This is a genomic window from Micromonospora musae (assembly GCF_003626545.1).
Lineage (GTDB): Bacteria > Actinomycetota > Actinomycetes > Mycobacteriales > Micromonosporaceae > Micromonospora > Micromonospora musae.
This window is the reverse complement of record NZ_RAZS01000018.1, coordinates 67,966-74,012: the sequence shown is the minus strand read 5'-3', so window position 1 is coordinate 74,012 and position 6,047 is coordinate 67,966. Positions and strand designations below refer to the sequence as shown.

Annotated in this window: 5 protein-coding genes; 2 read left to right on the top strand and 3 right to left on the bottom strand. The window is 70.0% G+C overall.

Features of this window, described 5'->3' with window-relative positions; translation table 11 throughout:
* A partial coding sequence (locus D7147_RS31645) for a nitrate- and nitrite sensing domain-containing protein (protein ID WP_120684345.1) occupies positions 1 to 1,259 on the bottom strand: 1,259 nt, incomplete at its 3' end.
* Positions 1,260 to 1,707: 448 nt separating this feature from the next.
* Here D7147_RS31645 and D7147_RS31640 point away from each other — a divergent pair.
* Positions 1,708 to 2,889, top strand: a complete 1,182-nt coding sequence (locus D7147_RS31640; protein ID WP_120684335.1) for an ABC transporter substrate-binding protein — start codon at positions 1,708 to 1,710, stop codon at positions 2,887 to 2,889.
* A 116-nt stretch (positions 2,890 to 3,005) separates the two neighbouring features.
* Here the strand turns inward: D7147_RS31640 and D7147_RS31635 are convergent, their stop codons facing one another.
* Positions 3,006 to 3,863 (bottom strand): ABC transporter permease, encoded by an 858-nt coding sequence (locus D7147_RS31635; RefSeq protein WP_120684334.1) that lies wholly within the window; start codon positions 3,861 to 3,863, stop codon positions 3,006 to 3,008.
* A 98-nt stretch (positions 3,864 to 3,961) separates the two neighbouring features.
* A complete protein-coding gene (locus tag D7147_RS31630; protein ID WP_120684332.1) occupies positions 3,962 to 4,993 on the bottom strand; it encodes an ABC transporter substrate-binding protein in 1,032 nt (343 codons plus the stop codon).
* 267 nt (positions 4,994 to 5,260) lie between these two features.
* Here D7147_RS31630 and D7147_RS31625 point away from each other — a divergent pair, with 267 nt between their 5' ends.
* The gene (locus D7147_RS31625) at positions 5,261 to 6,046 is read left to right on the top strand and encodes an ABC transporter ATP-binding protein (protein ID WP_120684330.1); all 786 of its coding nucleotides are present in this window, start codon (positions 5,261 to 5,263) and stop codon (positions 6,044 to 6,046) included.
* The last annotated feature ends 1 nt before the right edge of the window (position 6,047 follow it).

Below are 6,047 nucleotides of genomic sequence, written 5' to 3'. Positions count from 1 at the left end.
ACCACGTTGAAGGCGGAGGCCACCTGGCCGACCTCGTCGCGGTTGGAGAGGTTGATGGGGTCGCGGACCTGCTGCACGATCTCGTCGACCCCACCCTCGCCGACGCTGCCCATGTTCTGCAGGCGCTGCACGGCGTCGGGCAGGTCGTGGTTGGCCACGGCGAGCGCGCCCTCACGCAGCCGGCGCAGCGATCCGTTGAGCGATCGGGCCAGCACCACGGCGAGCGTGACCGCGATGACCAGGGTCAGCAGCACCAGCACCGACTCGAGCACGGCCTGCTGGATGACGTCCGAACGGACCTGGTCGGTCTGGGCGAGGAGCGAGTTCTCCAACTGCATCTCGGCCCAGCGCATCAGGTCGTTCACCGCGCCGATGGCGGCGGTGGCGTCACGCGCGGTGACCAGCGGGCGCTGGCCGACCGAGCGGGTGATGTCGGACGCGACCCGGTCGGCGAGGCCTACCGCGTCACCGGAGACGGCGCTGTTGACCAGGGCGCGCTGCGCCGGGTCGGCGGCCAGCGAGAAGGCGAGCAGCGCCTCCTGCTGGCTGGTCAGGGTGGCCACGAACGAGGAGAACTGCTCCTCGTCGAGCTGGCCGGCACTGAGCGCGGAGAAGGCGACCGCCTCCTCCTCGGCGACCGAGGACTTGGCGCGGGCGAACGCGGCGACGGCGCGGCGGCTGTCGGAGAGGCGCTCGCCGCCGGGCAGCTGGGCGAGCCCGTCGCCGTACGCGACCAGGTCGTCGAGGATCACGCTGTAGCGGAGCATCGCCTCGGCGACCGCCATCTGCCGGCGGTCCGCGACCTCCTGGCGGGTGCTGTCGAGCGTCTCCAGGTGGCTGTCGATGGCGGTCAGCCGATCGCGGACCGCCGCCGGCACGTCCCCGACCTGCTTGCGCTCCGCGCGGTACGCCTCGATCCGCTGCTGCGTCTGGCGTACGCGCAGGTTGTACGCGTCGGCCTGCTGCTGCGGCGCGGCCAGGTAGGCCGCCGCGGCCATCCGTTCGAGGTGCAGGTCCTGGGTGAGCGCGGAGACGTCGACGCCGAGCTTGGTCAGCGCCCGCGCCTGGGTGGCCTCGTACGCGCCCTCACCGACCGAGACGAGCCGGACCGCGGCCAGCGCGATCACCGCGGCGACAGGCACCACCAGGATCAGCGCGAGCTTCGACCGGATCCGCACGTCACGCAGTCGGGGCAGTCGACGACGGGCCGGCCGAGCATTCGCACGGTTTCCGGGCAGGGTCGTCGGTCCGGTGCTCACGACATCGCCTCCGTCGTTTCTTCCACGCCTGAACGACCGAACCGTGCCGAGCGCGATAGGCGGCGGCACGCGCGGCACGGCCGCGATTTCATCAGAGACAGTCCTGTTTGGGAAGCCGCAGCCGGGTAGATATGGGTCGCACCGCGCGGAACCCGTGTTCCGGTCAACTGATACCTTCAATTCCGCAAGCCCGTGAACTGGGCATGTAACTCCAGTGTGGTCACACGTGTATGGAACGTGACCGTTTGCAAACATCGAGTGTCCCCACGATGTGGGACGGCCGTCCCGAAAACGGTGGCCGATGCCCGCGCTTGACCACAGCGCTCGCCGTTGGCAAGGTTTTGCAGGCTTCGCGCATACCGTACGGCACACTCTTCCCGTCTCTCCACTGAGGACGGAATAGCTGCGGGGACCGGGCAGCGCCCGCGCCCGCACCTGGAGGACGACTTTGAGCCCCATCCGCTCCACGACCATCGCGGCTCTCGCATCGGTCGTGCTGGCCGGCACACTCACGGGTTGCCAGTTCGGCACCGACGATTCCGCGGCGAGTCCGATCGTGATCGCCGCGGACCTCGAACTTTCCGGCGCCGCCGCGCCCGTCGGGAAGGCGTACCAACGCGCCTTGCAACTGAAGGTCGATCAGCTGAACTCTTCCGGCGCCCTGAACGGCCGGGAAATCAAACTGAAGGTGAAGGACAACCGCTCCGACGCCAGCGAATCGCTCCGCAACATCGGTGACTTCAGCAACGATTCCCAGGTCAGCGCGATCATCATGGGCGGTTGCAACGAATGCGCCATCGGGGCGGTGCGGACGATCAACGAGAAGAAGATCCCCACCATCGCCCTCGCCACGTCGAGCGCCGTGGCCAACCCGGTGGCGGACCGGCGGTACGTCTTCAAGCTCGGCCCGAACGCGGCCGACAGCGCCTCCGCCCTCGCCACCGAACTGAGCCGCAAGGGCGTCCGCAAGGCCGCGCTGCTGCACAGCGACGACGACTACGGCCGTGAGGGGCTCCTCGCGCTCCAGCGTGAGCTGGACAAGGCGGACATCAAGTTGCCGAACAAGGCGTCGGTGAAGGTCACCGACACCGACGTGAGCCAGCAGGTCCAGTCGCTCACCTCGCGCAACCCCCAGGCGCTGATCATCTGGACGCCGCCGGAGCAGGCCACGCTCGCCGCCACCGCGTCGAAGCAGGCCGGCTTCACCGGCTCGCTCTACCTCGACGCCGGCGCCGCCGGCGACCTCTTCCTCGGCGAATCCGCCAAGGCCACCGAGCGGGCGACGCTGATCTTCACCCAGACCATGGCGATCGACGACGTGATCGCCACCACGCCGGCGAAGGCGTCCCGCCGGCAGTGGTTCCAGGACTACACCGCCCGTTTCGGTGGCTACAACGGCGCCTCGTCGTTCGCGGCGGACGCCGTACAGCTCATCGCGGACGCCCAGTCCCGCGCGGGCGGCCCGGCCGACAAGGTCAACCGGGACGGCATCCGTGACGTGCTGGAGACGTCCCAGCTGGACGGCCTCTCCGGCCCGATCCGGATGACGCCGGACAACCACTCGGGGCTGATGCCGCAGGCGCTCACCACGCTGGTGGCGCGCAACGGCCGGTGGCGCCTCGCCGGCTGAGGCGCTGCGGTGTGGCCCGCCGTACCCGGCTCCGGGCGGTCAGGCTCGACCCCTCCGCCGGGCGCGGCGGGCCACACCATGGTTCTGATCCAGGTCGTCGACGGTCGACGTAGCGGTCAGCGGCTGCTCGTGGTCTCGCGCACCCAGGGCAGAGCGAACCGCTCGATCACCACGAGGGCGCTGTAGAGCAGGATGCTGACCAGTGCGACCAGCATGATCGCCGCCCACGCGGTGGCGGTGTCGCCGACGCCCGCGTACTGCTGGATCACGTAGCCGAGCCCGCCCTCGCCGGCCTGGAACTCGCCGATCACCGCGCCGATCGCGGCCAGCGGCATGCCGACCTTGAGACCGACGAAGATCTGCGGCAACGCGGCGGGGAGCCGCACCTTGCGGAACGCCTGCCAGCGGGACGCGTTCCAGGAACGGACCAGCTCGGCGAGGTCGGCCGGGGTGGTGGTGAGGCCGGTCGCGGTGGAGAGCACGATCGGGAAGAAGCAGAGCAGGAAGACCATCGTGAGGATGGGCGTCTGCCCCCAGCCGAGGGCCACCACCAGCAGCGGCCCCAGCGTGATCTTCGGAACCGCGTTCACCGCGACGAGCAGCGGGGTGAACATCCGCTCCACCAGCCGGGACGAGGCGAGCGCCAGCCCGAGCAGGATCCCGGCCACCATGGAGAGCGCGAACCCGATCAGGATCTCCAGCGTGGTGTCGCCGGTGTGCTCCAGCATCAGGGCCGGCTTGTCGACGAACGCGGTGAGCACGTCCCCCGGAGGCGGCAGCGCCGCCGGGTGGATCAGCTCCAGCCGGGCGACGAGCCACCACACCGCGAGGGCGATCACCAGACCGACCGCAGGCAGCAGAGCGGCGCCCGCCCCGGCGGCCCGTACCCCGACCGACACGCGTCGGCCCGGCGGCGGCCCGGCCTCCGCGGTCTCGGGTTCGGTCACCGGCTCGGCCGACCGGACCTCGGTCATGGTCTCCTCCTTCGGATCGTCCGGCCCGCGGGCCGGAACACGAGACGGGGTGCGCCCCACCGAAGTCCGGCGAGACGCACCCCGGGCGACTGCGCTGATCAGGCCTTCGGCGTCAGGCTGAAGTCGATGATCTGCTCAGGTGCGATGTTCTGCTTCAGGGTGCCGGCGCCCTGGAGGATCGCGATGCTCTTGGCCACCCGGCCCGCGTCCAGCGTGCCGAGCGCGGTGCCGGAGTTGCTCGACCGGACGTAGCCGGCCATCAGCTGCAGCTCGGCGGCGGCCGAGTCGACGTTGGTGGCGTCGACGTTCTTCTTCAGGAGCTGCGCCGCCTCCTGCGGGTTGGCCAGGCTGTACTCCAGGCCCTTCATCAACGCCGCGGTGAACTTCTTCACCATCTCCGGCTTCTCCTTGGCGATCTTCGAGGAGGTGATCAGCACGTTGCCGTAGAGGTCCTGCATCACGTTGCTGTACGGCAGCATCACGGCCTTCTTCTTCGCCACGCCCTCGATGGTGGGCTGGCCGACGACGAACTGGCCGATGCCGTCGACCTGGCCGGTCGCGAGCGTGCCGATCAGCGACTGCGCGTCACCGTTGACCCACTGCACCTTCGCCGGGTCCACGCCGGCCATCTTCGCGTACGTCGGGAAGAGGTTGCGGACCACGGAGCCGGGGGTGTCGGCGAGCTTTTTGCCCTCCAGGTCCTTCGGGGAGGCGATCGCCTTGCCCTCGAGCGTGGCGATGCCCGCCATGGTGCGCTGCTGGATCGCGGCCACCGCCACGAAGTCCTTGGCCTGGCCGTTGCCGAGCTGGAGCAGCCCACCGGTCAGGTCGATCGGGCCGAAGTCGGCCTGGCCGCCCACGATGGTCTGGATCACCGCGCCGGTGCCCTGGCCGGGCTTGATGTCGACGTCGAAGCCGGCCTCGGAGAAGAAGCCCTTCTCCTTCGCGACCCAGGCGTAGGAGTCACGGCCGAAGTTGCCGAAGGAGGTGAGGTAGGTCACCTTCTCCCGCGCTCCACCGCTGCCGCCCTTGCCCTCGTCGGACGAGTCCGAACCGTCGGAGCAGCCGCCGACCAGGGCGAGGGTGGTGGCCAGCGCGACCGCGGCGACCGTACGGGTCAGCCTTCTCATCAGTGCACCATGTCCTTTCCGACCGGGGCCGGCCGGCCGCCGGAGGGGTTGTAGCGGGATGCCGGCGAACGGGGGGCAGGTCGGCATCACCGTCGAGAGGGGACTCTTCGCGGCACAGCGTACGAGAAAGCCACCTTTGCGTTGCCAGGCGTGTCGCGTTGCGGTACGGAAACAAACTGGTGTCCACCCCGGACGGTGTGAATCGCTGGCAAACCCGCTAGCCTGTGGCGGATTTCTGACCGTCCACTCAGGGAAGGGTCGCCGCAGATGATCCGACTTTCCGGGGTGTCCCGCACCTTCGACGGCCGCGCCGGCCGGGTCGAGGCGTTGCGGGGCATCGACCTCGAGGTCGCCGAGGGTGAGTTCGTGGCCGTTCTCGGCCGCTCCGGCTGCGGCAAGTCCACCCTGCTGCGGCTGATCGCCGGCCTGCTCCCGGTCAGCGGCGGTGAGATCACCGTCGCCGGTACGCCGATCGGCAAACCCCGCCGGGACATCGCCATGCTCTTCCAGAAGCCGGCCCTGCTGCCCTGGCGCACGGTGCTCGACAACGTCCTGCTGCCGGTCGAGATCTTCGGCTGGAGCCGGGCGAAGTACCGCGAGCGCGCCCGGCAACTGCTCGACCTGGCCGGACTCGCCGGCTTCGAGAAGCGGCTGCCGCACGAGCTCTCCGGCGGTATGCAGCAACGCGTCTCGCTCTGCCGGTCGCTGATCGGTGAGCCCCGCGTGATGCTCATGGACGAGCCGTTCTCCGCCCTCGACGCGCTCACCCGCGAGGAGCTCTCCGGCGAGCTGCAGCGCGTGCACATGGAGAACGCCGCGACGATCGTCTTCGTCACCCACTCGATCGACGAGGCGGTGCTGCTCGCCGACCGGGTCGTCGTGCTGAGCCCCCGTCCCGGCCGGATCCGCAAGGTCGTCGACGTGGAGATCCCCCGGCCCCGCACCCTGGGCCGCAACGCGCACCTCGCCGACGTCGCCCGGGTCAGCGCGGACCTGCACGAGCTGCTGATGGAACGCGACGAGCCGGCCGCCGCCGGCGCGGAAGGACGATGAC